The sequence below is a fragment of the Staphylococcus sp. SM3655 genome (genome assembly GCF_016917315.1).
GTDB classification, from domain to species: Bacteria; Bacillota; Bacilli; order Staphylococcales; family Staphylococcaceae; genus Staphylococcus; species Staphylococcus aureus.
In genome coordinates, this window is record NZ_CP070305.1 from 1,690,955 (window position 1) to 1,714,111 (window position 23,157).

Annotated in this window: 16 protein-coding genes and 1 pseudogene; 12 read left to right on the forward strand and 5 right to left on the reverse strand. The window is 33.1% G+C overall.

Going from position 1 to position 23,157, the window contains the following annotated elements; translation table 11 throughout:
* Nucleotides 1-110: 110 nt before the first annotated feature.
* Both JQN76_RS08350 and JQN76_RS08355 read left to right on the forward strand, forming a co-directional pair.
* The gene (locus tag JQN76_RS08350) at nt 111-1,301 is read left to right on the forward strand and encodes an ornithine--oxo-acid transaminase (RefSeq protein WP_000167314.1); all 1,191 of its coding nucleotides are present in this window, start codon (nt 111-113) and stop codon (nt 1,299-1,301) included.
* Nucleotides 1,302-1,409: 108 nt separating this feature from the next.
* On the forward strand, nt 1,410-2,654 hold the full coding sequence (locus JQN76_RS08355) for a Glu/Leu/Phe/Val family dehydrogenase (protein WP_000138487.1): 1,245 nt from the start codon (nt 1,410-1,412) through the stop codon (nt 2,652-2,654).
* A 521-nt stretch (nt 2,655-3,175) separates the two neighbouring features.
* On the opposite strand, the gene JQN76_RS08360 is transcribed toward JQN76_RS08355, so the two are convergent.
* The 3 genes from JQN76_RS08360 to JQN76_RS08370 form a co-directional block, all read right to left on the reverse strand.
* Nucleotides 3,176-4,105 carry a glycerophosphodiester phosphodiesterase gene (locus tag JQN76_RS08360; protein WP_000185319.1) on the reverse strand — a complete coding sequence of 310 codons (930 nt, stop codon included), beginning with the start codon at nt 4,103-4,105 and terminating at the stop codon, nt 3,176-3,178.
* A gap of 241 nt (nt 4,106-4,346) precedes the next feature.
* Nucleotides 4,347-5,726, reverse strand: a complete 1,380-nt coding sequence (gene argH, locus JQN76_RS08365) for an argininosuccinate lyase (protein WP_000066053.1) — start codon at nt 5,724-5,726, stop codon at nt 4,347-4,349.
* Nucleotides 5,716-6,921 (reverse strand): argininosuccinate synthase, encoded by a 1,206-nt coding sequence (locus JQN76_RS08370; protein WP_000660045.1) that lies wholly within the window; start codon nt 6,919-6,921, stop codon nt 5,716-5,718. The genes argH and JQN76_RS08370 overlap by 11 nt, the downstream gene beginning before the upstream one ends.
* A 350-nt stretch (nt 6,922-7,271) precedes the next feature.
* Between JQN76_RS08370 and JQN76_RS08375 the strand changes: the two genes are divergently transcribed.
* The 9 genes and pseudogenes from JQN76_RS08375 (at nt 7,272) to JQN76_RS08415 (ending at nt 20,191) form a co-directional block, all read left to right on the forward strand.
* Nucleotides 7,272-8,603 (forward strand): glucose-6-phosphate isomerase, encoded by a 1,332-nt coding sequence (locus tag JQN76_RS08375; RefSeq protein WP_000148852.1) that lies wholly within the window; start codon nt 7,272-7,274, stop codon nt 8,601-8,603.
* A gap of 324 nt (nt 8,604-8,927) precedes the next feature.
* Nucleotides 8,928-9,503 carry a TVP38/TMEM64 family protein gene (locus JQN76_RS08380; RefSeq protein ID WP_000007972.1) on the forward strand — a complete coding sequence of 192 codons (576 nt, stop codon included), beginning with the start codon at nt 8,928-8,930 and terminating at the stop codon, nt 9,501-9,503.
* Nucleotides 9,504-9,507: 4 nt separating this feature from the next.
* Nucleotides 9,508-10,032, forward strand: a complete 525-nt coding sequence (gene lepB, locus JQN76_RS08385) for a signal peptidase I (RefSeq protein WP_000758204.1) — start codon at nt 9,508-9,510, stop codon at nt 10,030-10,032.
* A gap of 15 nt (nt 10,033-10,047) precedes the next feature.
* On the forward strand, nt 10,048-10,623 hold the full coding sequence (gene lepB / locus JQN76_RS08390) for a signal peptidase I (RefSeq protein WP_000711896.1): 576 nt from the start codon (nt 10,048-10,050) through the stop codon (nt 10,621-10,623).
* 159 nt (nt 10,624-10,782) lie between these two features.
* Complete coding sequence (gene addB / locus JQN76_RS08395) at nt 10,783-14,259, forward strand: helicase-exonuclease AddAB subunit AddB (protein ID WP_000172340.1); 3,477 nt, start codon at nt 10,783-10,785, stop codon at nt 14,257-14,259.
* Nucleotides 14,260-17,913, forward strand: coding sequence for a helicase-exonuclease AddAB subunit AddA (gene addA, locus JQN76_RS08400; protein ID WP_000154930.1), 3,654 nt, complete (start codon nt 14,260-14,262; stop codon nt 17,911-17,913). It begins immediately after the preceding gene.
* A gap of 165 nt (nt 17,914-18,078) precedes the next feature.
* On the forward strand, nt 18,079-18,981 hold the full coding sequence (locus JQN76_RS08405; RefSeq protein ID WP_000670752.1) for a fumarylacetoacetate hydrolase family protein: 903 nt from the start codon (nt 18,079-18,081) through the stop codon (nt 18,979-18,981).
* A 224-nt stretch (nt 18,982-19,205) separates the two neighbouring features.
* Nucleotides 19,206-19,487: pseudogene (locus tag JQN76_RS08410) on the forward strand (transposase); the annotation flags it as partial.
* 314 nt (nt 19,488-19,801) lie between these two features.
* Nucleotides 19,802-20,191, forward strand: coding sequence for a YisL family protein (locus tag JQN76_RS08415; protein ID WP_000902811.1), 390 nt, complete (start codon nt 19,802-19,804; stop codon nt 20,189-20,191).
* A 170-nt stretch (nt 20,192-20,361) separates the two neighbouring features.
* On the opposite strand, the gene JQN76_RS08420 is transcribed toward JQN76_RS08415, so the two are convergent.
* Complete coding sequence (locus JQN76_RS08420) at nt 20,362-21,678, reverse strand: CoA-disulfide reductase (RefSeq protein ID WP_001124511.1); 1,317 nt, start codon at nt 21,676-21,678, stop codon at nt 20,362-20,364.
* 51 nt (nt 21,679-21,729) lie between these two features.
* A complete protein-coding gene (locus JQN76_RS08425; RefSeq protein WP_001182436.1) occupies nt 21,730-22,554 on the reverse strand; it encodes a Cof-type HAD-IIB family hydrolase in 825 nt (274 codons plus the stop codon).
* A 113-nt stretch (nt 22,555-22,667) separates the two neighbouring features.
* Here JQN76_RS08425 and JQN76_RS08430 point away from each other — a divergent pair, with 113 nt between their 5' ends.
* Nucleotides 22,668-22,976, forward strand: coding sequence for a metal-sulfur cluster assembly factor (locus tag JQN76_RS08430; RefSeq protein ID WP_000390575.1), 309 nt, complete (start codon nt 22,668-22,670; stop codon nt 22,974-22,976).
* Nucleotides 22,977-23,157 lie beyond the last annotated feature (181 nt).

The window sequence follows — 23,157 nt, forward strand, 5'->3', positions numbered from 1 at the left end:
GTGATTATTTCATCTTTTTTGGTGGAAAAGTATCTGCTTTGAAAACTAATGTAATTATTTGGATAATGTTTCATGTATAATAGTTATAAATGATGAAAAGGGGAGATATGATGACTAAATCTGAAAAAATTATTGAGTTAACAAATCATTACGGAGCACATAATTATTTACCATTGCCAATTGTCATTTCAGAAGCTGAAGGGGTATGGGTTAAAGATCCTGAAGGCAATAAATATATGGATATGTTATCTGCATATTCCGCTGTTAACCAAGGTCATAGACATCCGAAAATTATTCAAGCATTAAAAGATCAAGCTGATAAAGTGACTCTAGTTTCACGTGCTTTTCATAGTGATAACTTAGGTGAATGGTACGAAAAAATTTGTAAACTGGCAGGTAAAGATAAAGCTTTACCAATGAATACAGGTGCTGAAGCAGTAGAAACAGCTTTGAAAGCAGCACGACGCTGGGCATACGATGTTAAAGGAATTGAGCCAAATAAAGCAGAAATCATTGCATTTAATGGTAACTTCCATGGTCGAACAATGGCGCCAGTTTCATTATCTTCAGAAGCAGAATACCAACGTGGTTATGGTCCGTTATTAGATGGATTTAGAAAAGTTGATTTTGGAGATGTAGATGCATTGAAAGCTGCAATTAATGAAAATACTGCAGCAGTTTTAGTAGAACCAATTCAAGGTGAAGCGGGTATAAATATACCGCCAGAAGGATATTTGAAAGCAATTAGAGAATTATGTGATGAACATAATGTCTTATTTATTGCTGACGAAATCCAAGCAGGATTAGGTCGTTCGGGTAAATTATTTGCTACAGATTGGGATAATGTAAAACCTGATGTCTATATTTTAGGTAAAGCACTAGGTGGTGGTGTCTTCCCAATTTCTGTTGTATTAGCAGATAAAGAAGTATTAGATGTCTTTACACCTGGCTCACATGGTTCAACATTTGGTGGTAATCCACTTGCTTGTGCTGCATCAATTGCTGCATTAGATGTTATCGTTGATGAGGATTTACCAGGTCGCTCTTTAGAATTAGGAGATTATTTTAAAGAACAATTAAAGCAAATTGATCATCCATCAATTAAAGAAGTCCGTGGACGTGGTTTATTTATAGGTGTGGAACTTAATGAAAGTGCTAGACCATATTGTGAAGCTTTGAAAGAAGAAGGCTTATTATGTAAAGAAACGCATGATACTGTCATTCGTTTTGCACCACCATTAATTATTACTAAAGAAGAATTGGACCTTGCACTTGAAAAAATAAGACATGTATTTCAATAATGTCAAAAAGTTGTAACAATCAGTTTGTAAGGGCTTTAAAAAGGAATACGTTATGTTACAATATGTTTGAAAGCGAAATCATTAGGTAAAGAAGAGGCGAAAAGGATCATGACTGAGAACAATAATTTAGTAACTTCTACTCAAGGAATTATTAAAGAAGCATTGCATAAATTGGGATTTGACGAAGGAATGTACGATTTAATTAAAGAACCTTTAAGAATGTTACAAGTGCGTATCCCTGTACGAATGGATGATGGCACTGTTAAAACATTCACAGGTTACCGTGCGCAACATAATGATGCTGTTGGACCAACAAAAGGGGGCGTGCGTTTCCACCCAGATGTTGATGAAGAAGAAGTAAAAGCATTATCAATGTGGATGACTTTGAAATGTGGCATTGTAAACTTACCATACGGTGGTGGTAAGGGTGGTATCGTTTGTGATCCACGTCAAATGAGCATTCATGAAGTTGAACGTTTATCACGCGGATATGTAAGAGCAATTTCACAATTCGTAGGTCCGAACAAAGATATTCCAGCACCAGATGTATTTACAAACTCACAAATTATGGCTTGGATGATGGATGAATATAGTGCATTGGATAAATTTAATTCACCAGGTTTCATCACAGGTAAACCAATTGTATTGGGTGGTTCTCATGGACGCGACAGATCTACTGCACTAGGTGTAGTTATTGCAATTGAACAAGCTGCAAAACGTCGTAATATGCAAATTGAAGGTGCCAAGGTTGTTATTCAAGGTTTCGGTAATGCCGGAAGTTTCTTAGCTAAATTCTTATATGATTTAGGTGCAAAAATTGTAGGTATCTCTGATGCTTACGGTGCATTACACGATCCAAATGGCTTAGATATAGATTATTTATTAGACCGTCGTGATAGTTTTGGTACGGTAACAAATTTATTTGAAGAAACAATCTCAAATAAAGAATTGTTTGAATTAGATTGTGACATTTTAGTACCAGCGGCTATTTCAAACCAAATTACAGAAGACAATGCACATGATATTAAAGCTAGTATCGTTGTTGAAGCTGCTAATGGACCTACAACACCAGAAGCAACACGTATTTTAACTGAACGTGGTATATTATTAGTTCCAGACGTATTAGCAAGTGCTGGTGGTGTAACGGTTTCTTACTTCGAATGGGTACAAAATAATCAAGGTTATTATTGGTCTGAAGAAGAAGTTAATGAAAAGCTACGTGAAAAATTAGAAGCGGCATTTGATACGATTTACGAATTGTCTCAAAACCGAAAAATAGATATGAGACTTGCAGCATATATCATAGGTATTAAACGTACAGCAGAAGCAGCTAGATATCGTGGTTGGGCATAATTAATTATCATATGTGATTTAACGAGCTTGGGACAGAAAACAAAGCCCTAAGCTCGTTAATTTTATTTTAGCAGTAGTTGACTGTAAAACAATGCCCGTGTAACACGCTCTTTTCAAAAATAGTCGGGGCCCCAACACAGAGGCTGGTGGAAAGTCAGCTTACAATAGTGTGCAAGTTGGCTGGCCCCCAACACTGAGAATTTTTAATTAAACCAGGCTGGGACATAAATCAATGTTCTATGCTCTACGAAGTTATTTTAGCAGTAGTTGACTGTAAAACAATGCCCGTGTAACACGCTCTTTCCAAAAAAAGTCGGGGCCCCAACACAGAGAATTTCGAAAAGAAATTCTACAGGCAATGCAAGTTGGGGTGGGACGACGAAATAAATTTTGCGAAAATATCATTTCTGTCCCACTCCCAAAAAGACAGCAGTAGGATAATTTCAATTTGGAAATATCTTACTGCTGTTTTTTATAGTAATAGCTATATTTTTGTATTTATGTTTTCTAGTTTAACATTACTACTTAATGACTTCTTTATATTTATCAGCGAAATTTGTAAAGACACCATCAACGCCATATTTATTTAATCGTAACATATCAGCTTTTTCATTCACTGTATAAGGATGTACTATAAATCCTAAGTCTTTTAAATGATGGGTATTTTGTTCAGTTAAATCTGTATAATCAGGACCTAATCCAATCGCATAAGAGCGTATCTCTTTTAAGCGTTGGTCGTTAAATTGTTGTAGTTCACCTTTATCAACTAATTTTACTAATGGCACATGCTTATTTTGACGATGAATTTTCTTTAAACTTTCGTCAGAAAATGATTGAATCATTACATGTCCATTTTTTAATTTATTGTTATTTAAAAGGTGATGCTTTTTCAATGAAGCTAATAATTGTTCTTCCATTCCTGGGTATACATCAGGTGACTTTGTTTCAATATAATAGTTTGCATTCGGGCCATAACGTTCTAAAATTTCATCTAAAGTGGGTACTTTAGCATTTTTATAACTTGCTCTTGCGTATTTTGGATATTTTTTATTAAACCAACTTCCTGCATCTAACTGTTTTAATTCATCAAGGGTATAATCCTCAACTTTACCGTGTCCATTTGTTGTACGGTTAACAGTTTCATCATGCATAGCAACTAAATGGCCATCTTTGGTACGTTGTAAATCAATTTCGATATAAGATGCTTTTAACTCATTATGACTCTTATCATATGCTTGAAACGTATGCTCGGGTGCATAGCCACTTGCGCCACGATGTGCGATAGTAGTGAATCGCTCATTCGTTAAATTTGTATGCCATTGAATAGCCTGAGGTTTATTTGCAATTTGATTTGTTTGTTCAGCGCCAGCAGTAGGTACTGATAAAAATCCCATAGTAAAAACAGCAGAAGCAGCCATAAATTTAGTGAAGCTTTTCGAAGAGTTAGTCATAGTCTTTATCCTTTCATCTCTTTATTTGTAGTCTAACAATTTTAAAATACTACAAAAACCTGCTTGTGAAAACGCTTTACACATTTCTTTTACAATTTATAACATTTTTGTAATATAAATTTAAAAGAATTATCAAACATTTTAGGAATCTTAAAAATGTGATGTTCAACAAGACGAAGAGAGCATTAAAATACCCACAATGTAATTTTAATAGACATTGTGGGTAGGTAGATTAACGTATTTATTGTGATAGTAATTGTTTAGCAACATCAAGTTGTTGTTTGACCGATGATTGACCTGTTGAACCGTAACTTTGACGTCGTTTTAAACAATTTTCAGGCTGCAAATAATCGTAAATATCGGCATCAATACTAGAATGATGTTGTTGATATGTTGCTAAAGGAACATCTAATAAATAATGACCTTGTTGTATACATTCTAAGACGATTTTTCCTACAATTTCATGTGCAGTTCTAAATGGAATATTTTTAGTTACTAAATAATCTGCTAGTTCCGTTGCATTTGAAAAATCTTCTTTAACAGTTTGATTGAGTCGTTCTTTATTAATTGTCATCGTTTGAATCATACCTTCGAAAATACGTAAAGAACCTTTAATTGTATGGACAGCATCGAATAAACCTTCTTTATCTTCCTGCATATCTTTGTTATATGCTAGAGGTAATCCTTTTAAAGTCATAAGCATGCTCATTAAATGACCAGTCGTTCGACCAACTTTACCTCTAATTAATTCTGCCATATCAGGATTTTTCTTTTGTGGCATAATAGATGAGCCAGTTGAAAATGCATCTGATAATGTAATGAATTTAGCTTCGTCTGTGGACCAGAAAATAATTTCCTCTGCAAAGCGTGATAAGTGAACCATCGTTAAAGAAATATTATGCAATGTTTCAATAATATAGTCTCTGTCACTAACAGCATCTAGGCTATTCTCATAGAGACTGCCAAAGTTCAACAATGCTGTTGTCTCGTGTCTATCGATAGGGTATGTGGTACCACTTAAGGCTGCTGCACCTAAAGGATTAATATCGATTCGTTTTAAACTATCTTCAAATCGTTGTTGGTCTCGTTGTAACATCCAAAAATAAGTCATAATATGATGTGCAAATGAAATTGGCTGTGCACGCTGTAAATGAGTATAACCAGGCATAATTGTATCAACATTATTGGAAGCGATGTCTACAATTACACTTTGTAACGACTTAATTAATGCGATGATATCTTGCACTTGTTTCTTAGTGTACAAGTGCATGTCTGTTGCAACTTGATCGTTTCTACTGCGTCCAGTATGCAACTTACCACCAGCATCACCGATACGTTTAATTAATTCATGTTCAATATTTAAATGAATATCTTCTAATGATGCACTAAATTGAATTTGATCTTGATGATAATCATGTTGAATAGATTTTAGTCCTTGTATAATTTGTTCGCTGTCTTGTTGACTAATAATGCCTTGATTCGCAAGCATAGTTGCATGTGCAATGCTGCCTTCGATATCTTGATCTATGAGCGTTTGATCAAAAGTAATGGATGCGTTAAAGTCGTCAACCCACTCTTCAGGTTGTACTTCAAATCTACCGCCCCAAGCTTTATTGCTCATTGCTATAGCCTCCATGCAACATCGCATTTACTTGAGTAGGTAAACCATAGATATCGATAAAGCCAACAGCAGCGTCTTGATTAAATGCATCTTCTTTTGTATAAGTTGCTAATTTTTCATCATATAATGTGTAAGGTGATTTTCTACCATTCACGATGGCATTACCTTTGAATAATTTAATTCTGACATCACCACTTACGTATTGCTGAGTACTATCAATAAATAATTTCAAGCTATCAGTTAAAGGTGAGAACCAAAGTCCATTGTATAGTTGTTCAGCAAATTGCTTCTCAATGATTGGTTTAAAGTGTGCGACATCTTTCGTTAACGTAATCGTTTCTAATGCTTTATGCGCTTTTAAAATAACTTCTGCAGCAGGTGCCTCATAAATTTCTCTTGATTTGATACCTACAAGTCTATTTTCTACATGGTCAATTCTTCCGATACCATGCTTACCAGCTAATGCATTCAACGTTAAAATTAAATCGTCTAATTCATATGTTTTGCCATCAATTTGAACTGGGATGCCTTTATCAAACGTTAAAATGATTTCATCAGCAGTATCTGGTGTTTCTTCTAAAGCATTTGTTAGATCGAACGCATCCTCTGGTGGCGCAGCATAAGGATCTTCTAAAATACCACATTCATTCGCTCTGCCCCATAGATTTTGATCGATAGAATAAGGTGAATCATGGTTGATTGATACAGGGATATTATGTTTAATTGCATAATCGATTTCTTCTTCACGACTCCATGCCCACTCACGTACAGGTGCGAATGCTTTCAATGATGGGTTTAATGCTTTAATGGCAACTTCGAAACGTACTTGGTCATTCCCTTTACCAGTACAACCATGTGCAATACCTACTGAATTTGTTTTCTCAGCAATCTCTACTAATTTTTTAGCGATTAATGGTCTTGATAAAGCTGAAACTAATGGATATGCATTTTCATACATTAAATTTCCTTTGATTGCATAACTTACATACTCATCACTAAATTCTTTTGTTGCATCAATAATATGACATTCAACTGCTCCCATATCTAAAGCTTTTTTATAAACGATGTCTAAATCTTTACCTTCACCAACATCTAGGCAACAAGCTACAACGTCGTATCCTTTGTCGATAAGCCATTGAACGGCCACACTTGTATCTAGTCCTCCTGAATATGCTAAAACAATTTTCTCTTTCATAAAATTCACCTCATTGTAGTTATCTGAATATTTCGTATGAACACATGATAGCAAACTTTTGATGAAAATAAAACCATTATTTTACATATTTATTCATAAAATGCGATAGAGATAGTTAGAGTTGTAAGTATAAATGCTTATTTATCAATGTTTAAAAGTATTTTAAAAAACATGCAAATTGTATAAAAAATGTTTGAGTGTTTGACGCCAGTTTGAAATGTTTGTTGAAAAATAGGTGTGAAACGTCACATAAATATCAATTTTATTGATTAAGTACAAACTTGTGAATTGAATCGCAAACGTAAACTTAGTAAAATTAAGATATTAAATGAAACAGGAGGCTTTTATAGATGACTCATATTCAATTAGATTTTAGTAAGACGTTAGAATTTTTCGGTGAACACGAATTAAAACAACAACAAGAAATTGTTAAATCAATTCACAAAACAATTCATGAAGGTACTGGTGCAGGTAGTGACTTCTTAGGCTGGGTTGATTTACCAGTTGATTACGACAAAGAAGAATTTTCAAGAATTGTTGAAGCATCAAAACGCATTAAAGAAAATTCTGATGTTTTAGTAGTCATCGGTATTGGTGGTTCTTACTTAGGTGCACGTGCAGCAATCGAAATGTTAACGTCATCATTTAGAAACAGCAATGAATACCCTGAAATTGTATTTGTTGGTAATCACTTATCATCAACATATACGAAAGAGTTAGTTGATTATTTAGCAGACAAAGATTTCTCTGTAAACGTTATTTCTAAATCTGGTACAACTACAGAACCAGCAGTTGCATTTAGATTGTTCAAACAATTAGTTGAAGAAAGATACGGTAAAGAAGAAGCACAAAAACGTATATTTGCAACAACGGATAAAGAAAAAGGTGCTTTAAAACAGTTGGCTACAAACGAAGGTTATGAAACGTTTATCGTACCTGATGATGTAGGTGGAAGATATTCTGTTTTAACAGCAGTAGGATTATTACCAATTGCAACAGCTGGAATTAACATCGAAGCTATGATGATTGGTGCTGCAAAAGCACGTGAAGAATTATCTTCAGATAAATTAGAAGACAACATTGCATACCAATATGCGACAATTCGAAACATTTTATATGCAAAAGGTTATACAACAGAAATGTTGATTAACTATGAACCATCTATGCAATACTTTAATGAATGGTGGAAACAATTATTTGGTGAATCAGAAGGTAAAGACTTCAAAGGTATCTATCCTTCAAGTGCCAACTACACAACTGATTTACATTCTTTAGGTCAATATGTACAAGAAGGCCGTCGTTTCTTATTCGAAACAGTGGTAAAAGTAAATCATCCTAAATATGATATTACTATTGAAAAAGATAGTGATGATCTAGACGGATTAAATTATTTGGCTGGTAAAACAATCGACGAAGTTAACACAAAAGCATTCGAAGGTACATTATTAGCGCATACTGATGGTGGTGTTCCTAACATGGTAGTGAACATTCCACAATTAGATGAAGAAACTTTCGGTTATGTCGTATACTTCTTCGAACTTGCTTGTGCAATGAGTGGATACCAATTAGGTGTAAATCCATTTAACCAACCTGGTGTAGAAGCATATAAACAAAACATGTTCGCATTATTAGGTAAACCTGGTTTTGAAGACTTGAAAAAAGAATTAGAAGAGCGTTTATAAAATACATTACTTCAATGATTAGTGAAGTTTGAAAAGATAGAACTAGACGTTAACTATTTAAAGCATATTTTCGAGGTTGTCATTACAAATGTAAAAATGTAATGACAACCTCGTTTTTATTTATATGCAAGAACTAGGTTACTAGCTAATGTGACAAGATGTTAAGAGAAAATTAAAGAAAAAATAACATCTGTCATACAATAATATTGTTATACTACTAGAGACTGATTTATTAGCATGATTACATGTTAATGTTTCTTTACTTAGTAATTAACTTTATAATGTAAGAATAATTATCTTCAGCCAAAGAAAGGGATTGATGATTTGTCGTTTCATCAAGTAGAAGAATGGTTTGAGATATTTCGACAGTTTGGTTATTTACCTGGATTTATATTGTTATATATTAGAGCGATAATTCCAGTATTTCCTTTAGCACTCTATATTTTAATTAACATTCAAGCTTATGGATCTATTTTAGGTATAGTGATTAGTTGGCTTGGATTAATTTCTGGAACATTTACAGTCTATTTGATCTGTAAACGATTGGTGAACACTGAGAGGATGCAGCGAATTAAACAACGTACTGCTGTTCAACGCTTGATTAGTTTTATTGATCGCCAAGGATTAATCCCATTGTTTATTTTACTTTGTTTTCCTTTTACGCCAAATACATTAATAAATTTTGTAGCGAGTCTATCTCATATTAGACCTAAATATTATTTCATTGTTTTGGCATCATCAAAGTTAGTTTCAACAATTATTTTAGGTTATTTAGGAAAGGAAATTACTACAATTTTAACGCATCCTTTAAGAGGGATATTAATGTTAGTTGTGTTGGTTGTATTTTGGATTGTTGGAAAAAAGTTAGAACAGCATTTTATGGGGTCGAAAAAGGAGTGACATCGTGAAAAAAGTTGTAAAATATTTGATTTCATTGATACTTGCTATTATCATTGTACTGTTCGTACAAACTTTTGTAATAGTTGGTCATGTCATTCCGAATAATGATATGTCACCAAGCCTTAACAAAGGGGATCGTGTTATTGTAAATAAAATTAAAGTTACATTTAATCAATTGAATAATGGTGATATCATTACATATAGGCGTGGTAACGAGATATATACTAGTCGAATTATTGCCAAACCTGGTCAATCAATGGCGTTTCGTCAGGGACAATTATACCGTGATGACCGACCGGTTGACGCATCTTATGCCAAGAACAGAAAAATTAAAGATTTTAGTTTGCGCAATTTTAAAGAATTAGATGGAGATATTATACCGCCTAACAATTTTGTTGTGCTAAATGATCATGATAACAATCAGCATGATTCAAGACAATTTGGTTTAATTGATAAAAAGGATATTATTGGTAATATAAGTTTGAGATATTATCCTTTTTCAAAATGGACGATTCAGTTCAAATCTTAAAAAGAGGTGTCAAAATTGAAAAAAGAATTATTGGAATGGATTATTTCAATTGCAGTCGCTTTTGTCATTTTATTTATAGTAGGTAAATTTATTGTTACACCATATACGATTAAAGGTGAATCAATGGATCCAACTTTGAAAGATGGCGAGCGAGTAGCTGTAAACATTATTGGATATAAAACAGGTGGTTTGGAAAAAGGTAATGTAGTTGTCTTCCATGCAAACAAAAATGATGACTATGTTAAACGTGTCATCGGTGTTCCTGGCGATAAAGTAGAATATAAAAATGATACATTATATGTCAATGGTAAAAAACAAGATGAACCATATTTAAACTACAATTTAAAACATAAACAAGGTGATTACATTACTGGGACTTTCCAAGTTAAAGATTTACCGAATGCGAATCCTAAATCAAATGTCATTCCAAAAGGTAAATATTTAGTGCTTGGAGATAATCGTGAAGTAAGTAAAGATAGCCGTGCGTTTGGCCTCATTGATGAAGACCAAATTGTTGGTAAAGTTTCATTTAGATTCTGGCCATTTAGTGAATTTAAACATAATTTCAATCCTGAAAATACTAAAAATTAATATGAAACAAATACAACATCGTTTGTCGGTTTTAATACTGATAAACGATGTTTTATTTTGTTAGTACCACAATAAAAGCTAAGTTCGAAATGAACTTATAATAAATCAATCACAATCACTTTGTGTTAAAATATGTGTCAAAGGAAGTGAGGGTTTGTCATGACATTACATGCTTATTTAGGTAGAGCGGGAACAGGTAAGTCTACGAAAATGTTGACCGAAATAAAACAAAAAATGAAAGCAGATCCGCTTGGAGATCCAATCATTTTAATTGCGCCAACTCAAAGTACATTTCAATTAGAACAAGCCTTTGTCAATGATCCGGAATTAAATGGTAGTTTAAGAACAGAAGTGTTGCATTTTGAACGATTAAGTCATCGTATTTTCCAAGAAGTTGGTAGTTATAGCGAACAAAAGTTATCTAAAGCTGCAACGGAAATGATGATTTATAACATTGTTCAAGAACAACAAAAGTATTTAAAACTTTATCAATCACAAGCAAAATATTATGGGTTTAGTGAAAAATTAACAGAACAAATTCAAGATTTTAAAAAATATGCAGTAACGCCTGAACATTTAGAACACTTTATTGCTGATAAAAATATGCAAACTCGAACTAAAAATAAGTTAGAGGATATTGCTTTAATATACCGTGAGTTCGAACAACGCATTCAAAACGAGTTTATTACGGGTGAGGATTCATTACAATATTTTATTGATTGTATGCCGAAATCAGAGTGGCTAAAACGTGCTGATATATATATTGATGGTTTTCACAACTTTTCAACGATTGAGTATTTAATAATCAAAGGATTAATTAAATATGCGAAGAGTGTCACAATTATATTGACGACAGATGGTAACCACGATCAATTTAGTTTATTTAGAAAACCATCGGAAGTGTTACGACATATTGAAGAAATAGCAAATGAACTCAATATTTCTATTGAACGTCAATATTTCAAGCAATTATATCGCTTCAATAATCAAGATTTAAAGCATCTTGAACAAGAATTTGATGCACTTCAAATCAATCGAGTGGCATGTCAAGGTCATATCAATATTTTAGAATCTGCGACTATGAGAGAGGAAATAAATGAAATTGCGCGACGTATCATCGTTGATATTCGTGATAAGCAATTACGATATCAAGATATTGCAATTTTATATCGTGACGAGTCTTATGCTTATTTATTTGATTCCATATTACCGCTTTATAATATTCCTTATAACATTGATACAAAGCGTTCGATGACACATCATCCGGTCATGGAAATGATTCGTTCATTGATTGAAGTTATTCAATCTAATTGGCAAGTGAATCCAATGCTACGCTTATTGAAGACTGATGTGTTAACGGCATCATATCTAAAAAGTGCATACTTAGTTGATTTACTTGAAAATTTTGTACTTGAACGTGGTATATACGGTAAACGTTGGTTAGATGATGAGCTATTTAATGTCGAACATTTTAGCAAAATGGGGCGTAAAGCGCATAAACTGACCGAAGATGAACGTAACACATTTGAACAAGTCGTTAAGTTAAAGAAAGATGTCATTGATAAAATTTTACATTTTGAAAAGCAAATGTCACAAGCGGAAACTGTAAAAGACTTTGCAACTGCTTTTTATGAAAGTATGGAATATTTCGAACTGCCAAATCAATTGATGACAGAGCGAGATGAACTTGATTTAAATGGTAATCATGAAAAGGCGGAGGAAATTGATCAAATATGGAATGGCTTAATTCAAATCCTTGACGACTTAGTTCTAGTATTTGGAGATGAACCAATGTCGATGGAACGTTTTTTAGAAGTATTTGATATTGGTTTAGAACAATTAGAATTTGTTATGATTCCGCAAACATTGGACCAAGTTAGTATTGGTACGATGGATTTGGCTAAAGTCGACAATAAGCAACATGTTTACTTAGTTGGAATGAATGATGGTACGATGCCACAACCAGTAACTGCGTCAAGCTTGATTACAGATGAAGAAAAGAAATACTTTGAACAGCAGGCTAATGTCGAGTTAAGTCCAACATCAGATATTTTACAGATGGATGAAGCATTTGTTTGTTATGTTGCTATGACTAGAGCTAAGGGAGATGTTACATTTTCTTACAGTCTAATGGGATCAAGTGGTGATGATAAGGAGATCAGCCCATTTTTAAATCAAATTCAATCATTGTTCAACCAATTGGAAATTACTAACATTCCTCAATACCATGAAGTTAACCCATTGTCACTAATGCAACATGTTAAGCAAACCAAAATTACATTATTTGAAGCATTGCGTGCTTGGTTATATGATGAAATTGTGGCTGATAGTTGGTTAGATGCTTATCAAGTAATTAGAGATAGCGATCATTTAAATCAAGGTTTAGATTATTTAATGTCAGCATTAACGTTTGACAATGAAACTGTAAAATTAGGTGAAACGTTGTCTAAAGATTTATATGGTAAGGAAATCAATGCCAGTGTATCCCGTTTTGAAGGTTATCAACAATGCCCATTTAAACACTATGCGTCACATGGTCTGAAACTAAATGAGCGAACGAAGTATGAACTTCAAAACTTTGATTTAGGTGATATTTTCCATTCTGTTTTAAAATATATATCTGAACGTATTAATGGCGATTTTAAACAATTAGACCTGAAAAAAATAAGACAATTAACGAATGAAGCATTGGAAGAAATTTTACCTAAAGTTCAGTTTAATTTATTAAATTCTTCAGCTTACTATCGTTATTTATCAAGACGCATTGGCGCTATTGTAGAAACAACACTAAGCGCATTAAAATATCAAGGCACGTATTCAAAGTTTATGCCAAAACATTTTGAGACAAGTTTTAGAAGGAAACCAAGAACAAATGACGAATTAATTGCACAAACATTAACGACAACTCAAGGTATTCCAATTAATATTAGAGGGCAAATTGACCGTATCGATACGTATACAAAGAATGATACAAGTTTTGTTAATATCATTGACTATAAATCCTCTGAAGGTAGTGCGACACTTGATTTAACGAAAGTATATTATGGTATGCAAATGCAAATGATGACATACATGGATATCGTTTTACAAAATAAACAACGCCTTGGATTAACAGATATTGTGAAACCAGGTGGATTATTATACTTCCATGTACATGAACCTAGAATTAAATTTAAATCATGGTCTGATATTGATGAAGATAAACTAGAACAAGATTTAATTAAAAAGTTTAAGTTGAGTGGTTTAGTTAATGCAGACCAAACTGTTATTGATGCATTGGATATTCGTTTAGAACCTAAATTCACTTCAGATATTGTACCAGTTGGTTTGAATAAAGATGGCTCTTTGAGTAAACGAGGCAGCCAAGTGGCAGATGAAGCAACGATTTATAAATTCATCCAACATAACAAAGAGAATTTTATAGAAACAGCTTCAAATATTATGGATGGACATACTGAAGTTGCACCATTAAAGTACAAACAAAAATTGCCATGTGCTTTTTGTAGTTATCAATCGGTATGTCATGTAGATGGCATGATTGATAGTAAGCGATATCGAACTGTAGATGAAACAATAAATCCAATTGAAGCAATTCAAAATATTAACATTAATGATGAATTTGGGGGTGAGCAATAGATGACAATTCCAGAGAAACCACAAGGCGTGATTTGGACTGACGCGCAATGGCAAAGTATTTACGCAACTGGACAAGATGTACTTGTTGCAGCCGCGGCAGGTTCAGGTAAAACAGCTGTACTAGTTGAGCGTATTATCCAAAAGATTTTACGTGATGGCATTGATGTCGATCGACTTTTAGTCGTAACGTTTACAAACTTAAGCGCACGTGAAATGAAGCATCGTGTAGACCAACGTATTCAAGAGGCATCGATTGCTGATCCTGCAAATGCACACTTGAAAAACCAACGCATCAAAATTCATCAAGCACAAATATCTACACTCCATAGTTTTTGCTTGAAATTAATTCAACAGCATTATGATGTATTAAATATTGACCCGAACTTTAGAACAAGCAGTGAAGCTGAAAATATTTTATTATTAGAACAAACGATAGATGAGGTCATAGAACAACATTACGATATCCTTGATCCTGCTTTTATTGAATTAACAGAGCAATTGTCTTCAGATAGAAGTGATGATCAGTTTCGAATGATTATTAAACAATTGTATTTCTTTAGCGTTGCAAATCCAAATCCTACAAATTGGTTGGATCAATTGGTGACACCATACGAAGAAGAAGCACAACAAGCGCAACTTATTCAACTACTAACAGACTTATCTAAAGTATTTATCACAGCTGCTTATGATGCTTTAAATAAGGCGTATGATTTGTTTAGTATGATGGATAGCGTCGATAAACATTTAGCTGTTATAGAAGATGAACGACGTTTAATGGGGCGTGTTTTAGAAGGTGGCTTTATTGATATACCTTATTTAACTGGTCACGAATTTGGCGCGCGTTTGCCTAATGTAACAGCGAAAATTAAAGAAGCAAATGAAATGATGGTCGATGCCTTAGAAGATGCTAAACTTCAGTATAAAAAATATAAATCATTAATTGATAAAGTGAAGAGTGATTACTTTTCAAGAGAAGCTGATGATTTGAAAGCTGATATGCAACAATTGGCGCCACGAGTAAAGTACCTTGCGCGTATTGTGAAAGATGTTATGTCAGAATTCAATCGAAAAAAGCGTAGCAAAAATATTTTGGATTTTTCTGATTATGAACATTTTGCATTACAAATTTTAACTAATGAGGATGGTTCGCCTTCAGAAATTGCCGAATCATACCGTCAACACTTCCAAGAAATATTGGTCGATGAGTATCAAGATACGAACCGAGTTCAAGAGAAAATACTATCTTGCATCAAAACGGGTGATGAACATAATGGTAATTTATTTATGGTTGGAGATGTTAAGCAATCCATTTATAAATTTAGACAAGCTGATCCAAGTTTATTTATTGAAAAGTATCAACGCTTTACTATAGATGGAGATGGCACTGGACGTCGAATTGATTTGTCGCAAAACTTCCGTTCTCGAAAAGAAGTACTGTCAACGACTAACTATATATTCAAACATATGATGGATGAACAAGTCGGTGAAGTAAAATATGATGAAGCGGCACAGTTGTATTATGGTGCACCATATGATGAATCGGACCATCCAGTAAACTTAAAAGTCCTTGTTGAAGCGGATCAAGAACATAGTGATTTAACTGGTAGTGAACAAGAAGCGCATTTTATAGTAGAACAAGTTAAAGATATCTTAGAACATCAAAAAGTTTATGATATGAAAACAGGAAGCTATAGAAGTGCGACATACAAGGATATCGTTATTCTAGAACGCAGCTTTGGACAAGCTCGCAATTTACAACAAGCCTTTAAAAATGAAGATATTCCATTCCATGTGAATAGTCGTGAAGGTTACTTTGAACAAACAGAAGTCCGCTTAGTATTATCATTTTTAAGAGCGATAGATAATCCATTACAAGATATTTATTTAGTTGGGTTAATGCGCTCCGTTATATATCAGTTCAAAGAAGACGAATTAGCTCAAATTAGAATATTGAGTCCAAATGATGACTACTTCTATCAATCGATTGTAAATTACATTAATGACGAAGCAGCAGATGCAATTTTAGTTGATAAATTAAAAATGTTTTTATCAGATATTCAAAGTTACCAACAATATAGTAAAGATCATCCGGTGTATCAGTTAATTGATAAATTTTATAATGATCATTATGTTATTCAATACTTTAGTGGACTTATTGGTGGACGTGGACGACGTGCAAATCTTTATGGTTTATTTAATAAAGCTATCGAGTTTGAGAATTCAAGTTTTAGAGGTTTATATCAATTTATTCGTTTTATCGATGAATTGATTGAAAGAGGCAAAGATTTTGGTGAGGAAAATGTAGTTGGTCCAAACGATAATGTCGTTAGAATGATGACAATTCATAGTAGTAAAGGTCTAGAGTTTCCATTTGTCATTTATTCTGGATTGTCAAAAGATTTTAATAAACGTGATTTGAAACAACCAGTTATTTTAAATCAGCAATTTGGTCTCGGAATGGATTATTTTGATGTGGATAAAGAAATGGCATTTCCATCTTTAGCTTCGGTTGCATATAGAGCTGTTGCCGAAAAAGAACTTGTGTCAGAAGAAATGCGATTAGTCTATGTAGCATTAACAAGAGCGAAAGAACAACTTTATTTAATTGGTAGAGTGAAAAATGATAAATCATTACTAGAACTAGAGCAATTGTCTATTTCTGGTGAGCACATTGCTGTCAATGAACGATTAACTTCACCAAATCCGTTCCATCTTATTTATAGTATTTTATCTAAACATCAATCTGCGTCAATTCCAGATGATTTAAAATTTGAAAAAGATATAGCACAAATTGAAGATAGTAGTCGTCCGAATGTAAATATTTCAATTGTGTACTTTGAAGATGTGTCTACAGAAACCATTTTAGATAATGATGAATATCGTTCGGTTAATCAATTAGAAACTATGCAAAATGGTAATGAAGATGTTAAAGCACAAATTAAACACCAACTTGATTATCGATATCCATATGTAAATGATACTAAAAAGCCCTCAAAACAATCTGTTTCTGAATTGAAAAGACAATATGAAACAGAAGAAAGTGGCACAAGTTACGAACGAGTAAGGCAATATCGTATCGGTTTTTCAACGTATGAACGACCTAAATTTCTAAGTGAACAAGGTAAACGAAAAGCGAATGAAATTGGTACGTTAATGCATACAGTGATGCAACATTTACCATTCAAAAAAGAGCGCATATCTGAAGTTGAGTTACATCAGTATATCGATGGATTAATCGATAAACATATTATCGAAGCAGATGCGAAAAAAGATATCCGTATGGATGAAATAATGACATTTATCAATAGTGAGTTATATTCGATTATTGCTGAAGCAGAGCAAGTTTATCGTGAATTACCGTTTGTAGTTAACCAAGCATTAGTTGACCAATTGCCACAAGGAGACGAAGACGTCTCAATTATTCAAGGTATGATTGACTTGATCTTTGTTAAAGACGGTGTGCATTATTTTGTAGACTATAAAACCGATGCATTTAATCGTCGTCGTGGGATGACAGATGAAGAAATTGGTACACAATTAAAAAATAAATATAAGATACAGATGAAATATTATCAAAATACGCTTCAAACGATTCTTAATAAAGAAGTTAAAGGTTATTTATACTTCTTCAAATTTGGTACATTGCAACTGTAGTATTTTGATTTTCAAAAGAATAAAAAATAATTTCGATTAAGTGCAAAGCCCTTGTAGCAGAATGAACATAACTCATTTTCAAAATTGTCTTACTTATTTATTTGTTATTTGATAACGAAAAAAGTTATAATGTGAATTAAGATAAAGATGAGGAGTTGAGAATGAATGAAATTCTTATCATTCAAGTATAATGACAAAACTTCATATGGCGTTAAAGTAAAACGCGAAGATGCTGTATGGGATTTAACACAAGTATTTGCTGACTTTGCAGAAGGAGATTTCCATCCTAAAACATTGTTAGCTGGTTTACAACAAAATCATACTTTAGATTTTCAAGAACAAGTACGTAAAGCAGTTGTAGCAGCAGAAGATAGCGGCAAAGCTGAAGACTATAAAATTTCATTTAATGACATTGAATTCTTACCACCAGTAACACCTCCGAATAATGTGATTGCTTTTGGTAGAAATTACAAAGATCATGCGAACGAATTAAATCATGAAGTAGAAAAATTATATGTATTTACAAAAGCAGCGTCATCTTTAACAGGAGATAATGCAACAATTCCAAATCATAAAGATATTACTGATCAATTAGATTATGAAGGTGAATTAGGTATTGTTATTGGTAAGTCTGGTGAAAAGATTCCAAAAGCATTAGCTTTAGATTATGTTTACGGCTATACAATTATTAACGATATCACTGATCGCAAAGCACAAAGTGAACAAGATCAAGCATTTTTATCAAAAAGTTTAACTGGCGGTTGCCCAATGGGTCCTTATATCGTTACTAAAGACGAACTACCATTACCTGAAAATGTAAATATTGTTACAAAAGTTAACAATGAAATTAGACAAGATGGTAACACTGGCGAAATGATTCTTAAAATTGATGAATTAATAGAAGAAATTTCAAAATATGTTGCACTACATCCGGGAGATATTATTGCAACTGGTACACCAGCAGGCGTTGGTGCAGGTATGCAACCACCTAAATTTTTACAACCAGGTGATGAAGTTAAAGTGACTATTGATAATATTGGAACACTGACAACTTATATCGCTAAATAATTATCATTTAAAAAGCGAGGCTGGGACATAAATCCCTAAAAAACAGCAGTAAGATAATTTTCAATTAGAAAATATCTTACTGCTGTTCTCTATTTATACAATACTTCGTATTGAATGGCTTCGCTTTCCTAGGGTGCCGTCTCAGCCTCGGTCTTCGACTGGCACTGCTCCCTCAGGAGTCTCGCCATTAATACTACGTATTAACATGTAATTTTACTTTGAAATACTTTAATGCCCAAATTAATCAAAAGCTTTTTGAACCAGAAACGAAAAAAATCAATAGTCAAAGAAAAATTGATGTAGAGCCTGTTTTTGGATTTGTGAAGGCTATTTTGGGTTTCACTAGAATGTCAGTTCGAGGAATAAATAAAGTTAAACGAGAGCTAGGTTTTGTATTAATGGTACTTAATATAAGGAAAATAGCAGCTCAACGAGCTGTACATTATAAAATACATATCAAAAAAGCTGATTTCTATCAAATAATTAATAGAAAACAGCTTTTTTAAATTGCCTAAGAACTTAATGTCCCAGCCTGGTTTTTTCTTGCTTTTCTAAAAAGGTGTTAAAGATAATTGTTTATAATGTTACCATTTTGAGATGAAAGTGAAATATTGATATTAAGAAGTAGTTGATTATTTTACAGCAGATGCACAATATTCTAATAAGGAATAAAATGTCATGTTCTTCCTCTCAAATATAGAAGTGTGGTAGAATATATATTCGTGTATAATCAAATCATGATTAAATTACAAGCAAGTGGGTATTAATCCCAAGAAGCTTTAATTTAATAATATAAATTATTAAAGTGGGGGGAATCAGTATGTTACATTTACATATATTAAGTTGGGTATTAGCGATTATTTTATTTATCGCTACATACTTAAACATTTCAAAAAATCAAGGTGGTACGCCATATTTCAAACCGTTGCACATGATTTTACGCTTATTTATGCTGTTGACGTTAATTTCAGGATTTTGGATATTAATTCAGTCATTTATGAATGGCGGGGCAAATCATATGTTGCTTACATTGAAAATGCTGTGTGGTGTTGCAGTAGTTGGATTGATGGAAGTGTCGATTGCTAAAAGAAAGAGACATGAACAAAGTCACACAATGTTTTGGATAACAATTGCATTAATTATCATCACAATGGTATTAGGTGTCATTCTACCGTTAGGGCCTATATCAAAATTATTCGGTATTGGCTAATTGATAAGACATATAGTATATGACATAAGGCATGGACAATTATTAGTCCAAGACCTTATGTCTTTTTTGATTCTAAAAATGTTAAACATAAAAAATGGACTGGATAGTAGTACCAGTCCAACATAATTCTAACCTAGACAATTAAGATTAGATTGAATCGCATGATTCATTTATTTAGCTTTGTAACCAATCATATTGATTAAATCTTTAGGGTGGCTATATGGTGGTGCATAAGCCACTTCAAACTCAGTTAACTCATCTACAGTTAGCTGGTTCATCATTGCCATCGATAGTACATCAATACGTTTATCTGCACCTTCTTTTCCTACTGCAGCTGCTCTTAAAATCTGACGGTTTGAAGTGTCATAATATACCCTTAAGTGTAAAGGGGAATTTCCTGGGTAATAATTCGCGTGTGCACCTTGAGTGACTTCCACCATTTTATAGTCAAATTGCTTTAGTTCATTTGGTTTAACGCCGACACTCGCAAATGTATAATCAAAGAACTTCACAATATTGTTGCCTAAGAAGCCTTTGAATTCAATAGTGTCATTTCCAGCAATTTGTTCGGCAACAATACTTGCTGCACGGTGAGCGCCCCAAGCTAAAGGAACACTAGCCGGTAGATCGACATGTCGATAATGTGATGTTGCAATATCGCCTATTGCATAAATGTTTGGAACATTTGTTTCAAATTTATCGTTTACCGGTATGAAACCTTTTCGATCAAGTTTGATATTTGAACTTTCGATAAATTTTGAATTGGGGTGAGTACCGACACCTTCAATAATCATATCGTAATGTTCAACTTTTCCTGATTTAAATGTAATTTCATTTCCATTGATAGCATCAATTTCCTCATTTAAACGGTATGGAATCTCCCGCTTATCTAATTCATCAAGTATAGGTTGATTCATGTCAGCATCCATTAATTTATTTATCTTATCAGATCGATGAATTAAAGTAGGGTGTAAACCACGTTCGTAAAGATTTTCAAGAACTTCTAATGAAACATACCCTGCACCTACAACTAATACTTTATCAACTTGATTTGCTTTGATGAATTGATCGATAGCATCAGTGTCTTCTAAATTTCTAAGTGTAAATGTAATATCACTTTCAAAGCCAAGGCTATTTGCACTTGCACCAGGGCTTAAAATGAGTTTATCGTAAGATTCTTCAAATTGTTCGTTGGTCTTTCTATTTAATACAGTTACAGTTTGTCTTTCATCATTGATTGCAATAACTTCATGATAAGTTTTTACTGTAATTTGCTTTCTATCATAAAATTTTTCAGGTGTATACGCTAAAGCATATTTTCTATCTTCAACAACTTCGCCAATGACATAAGGCAATGCACAATTAGCAAAGCTCATATCACGATCTTTTTCAAAAATAATAATGTCACTTTCTTTATCTAAACGTCGAATTTGGCTGGCACATGTTGCACCGCCAGCGACTGCTCCGACTACGACTATTTTGGGCATCGTAACTTACCTCCTATTGTTTTAAAATATTATAAAATGATTAGTTATAAATTAACAGTAATATCTAATATTTAAATTAAAGAAATCATTCAAATATCGACCAATGCCATCTTCATTATTGTTGAATGTAATATTGTTCGCTACATCTTTAAGTTCTTGCAAACCATTTTCCATAGCAACACCATGGCGGGCGTACTCAATCATTTCAATATCATTATCTTCATCACCGAATGCAATAATATTATTTCGGTCAATATTTAAAAATTGTCTAACTTGCTCAATGCCTCTTGCTTTATTAATACCAAGTTTTACAATTTCAATGACAGGGAATGGTGCGCCCCAGCGTCGATGCTCAATATGATCGGCATAAAAATGAGTAAGCATATTTTTGATTTCAGGTATTTTACTTTCTTCGGCTTCAATTAAAATTGAGGTAGGGGATTCTTTCAAGTGGACAAGTAAATTACCAGTTTGAATTCTTGGATTACCCATTGAAAAACCTTCAAATAATCTTGGATCATGATTGTTAATGAAAACATAATCTTTCACTTCTGCTATAATATTCGATACTTGATATTGTTGTAATCCTTGAATAATGTTTTGTGCGATGCCTAAATCTAAAATTTCATGGCAAGTTTTGAAGTTTTTATCTTTAGGGTGATGTACGTAAGCGCCATTAAAATTAACAATTGGTGTCGTTAAATTTAATTCATGATAATACATTTGACTTGCACGATAAGGTCTGCCAGTCGCAATCATAATTTGGTGTCCACGTTGTTGTAATTCATTTAATACTTGTTTAGTATATGATGAAATTTCTTTGTTATCGTTTAATAATGTTCCGTCTAAGTCTAGACATATTAAATGTGGTTGCATATCTCTCTCCTCATAAGTTGCTTAGTTCATATAGATACATCATAGCATTTTATTGGCGTTTTGTCGGATATTTGATATATTATGAATAATATGACATTAAAGAGGTGATATGGATGGAAGAGGCATTGAAAGATAGTATCTTAGGTGCATTAGAAATGGTAATTGACCCTGAATTAGGAATTGATATCGTTAATTTAGGTTTAGTATACAAAGTGAATGTTGATGATGAAGGCGTATGTACAGTTGATATGACTTTAACATCAATGGGATGTCCAATGGGACCTCAAATTATTGATCAAGTTAAAACAGTATTAGCAGAGATTCCTGAAATTCAGGATACTGAAGTGAATATCGTATGGAGTCCACCTTGGACAAAAGATATGATGTCACGTTACGCTAAGATTGCACTTGGTGTGAGCTAACATAAACGTGCATTGCCTGTAGAATTTCTTTTAGAAATTCTCTGTGTTGGGTCCCCGCAGTCAATATAACATTGTAGAGTATAATTCATTGTGAATAAGCTCCCTTCAAAGTAGACATTGAAAAATGAAAATTTTGAAGGGAGCCTTATTTATGTTCTAGGTTCTGATTTCATTTTGAAAA